The organism is Pantoea stewartii subsp. stewartii (assembly GCF_008801695.1).
Classification (GTDB): Bacteria; Pseudomonadota; Gammaproteobacteria; order Enterobacterales; family Enterobacteriaceae; genus Pantoea; species Pantoea stewartii.
This window is the reverse complement of record NZ_VZPF01000203.1, coordinates 1-1034: the sequence shown is the minus strand read 5'-3', so window position 1 is coordinate 1034 and position 1034 is coordinate 1. Positions and strand designations below refer to the sequence as shown.

General features: G+C 42.6%; 1 pseudogene. It reads left to right on the top strand.

Annotated elements, in window-relative coordinates:
- Positions 1 to 719, top strand: a pseudogene (locus F7Q90_RS25715) (RHS repeat-associated core domain-containing protein); the annotation flags it as partial.
- Positions 720 to 1034: the final 315 nt, after the last annotated feature.

Here is a 1034-nt window from a genome sequence, read left to right as displayed (position 1 = left end):
GCGGTATGGGTCTGCTGGCTGACGCGACGGGGATAGCCAGCGGGGCAACCGAGGACAGCAATCCACAGGCGTCGTCGGTGCTGGGCTGGGTGTCCATGGCCACCGGAATCGCGGGCATGGCGGCCGGCTTTAGGCAAATGTCCAAGAAGATGGGGGAAGAAGTGCCAAGGTCCGCTCTCGCAGATAACGAAATAATGGCGTCTACAAGTAAAATAGGAAATGATATTAAGATCTCTAAAAAACCACTGCGGGACCTAACTTTATTGGGTAGTGACTCATATATTTTTACAGACTTATATAAAGGACAGAGTAGACTTAACATTGTTGCACATGGCAATATTATAGGAGAAAAAAGCTATTTAAAAATAAACGGGAGATTAAGCAGCCCAAAAGAAACCTACAACTTATTGAGTGCGAAAGTAAATATTGATAATTACTCTACCCTGAGAATAATTTCTTGCTATTCTGCCGACGGCCCGGATTCTTTTTCATCTCAAATGAGAGCGCTTACGGGAAAGACCGTTAAGGGATTTTTTGGGAAAATAACTGTACTGGACGCTTCACAGCATGTCGATTCCCTCCCAAGTTACATATCCGTATTTAATAAACATGGTATTAATGGAAATGTTGAATTAACAAAGTGGCTAATGAAAAATGTTTTTAGTAATGGGGTTAAAATCTATAAAGATGAATCTTATTTACCTGCTATTTTTAATTGACATTGGGTTTCTCAAGCTTTAACAAAGTACCGGTGAGGCAATAATACAAAGAGATTAAATTCCAATGATAGGGGGGCGTGGTCATTTCTGCAATAACACAGGCTAAGCGATTTGCCCTCTGACGGAAATAACTTATTTTCCGTCAGAACCTGTCGCTGGAGAAAACTGATGGCATATACATGTTATTTGGGGCAGTGACCGGGTAGCTGCGATAACTGCCAACTTTTCTTCCCTCCACCTTCACGCATAAACGAACGTTTGTGCAACCATCTCTGTCCCAACGTAACGATGCGGCCTTGTGCATTGCAAAAATGT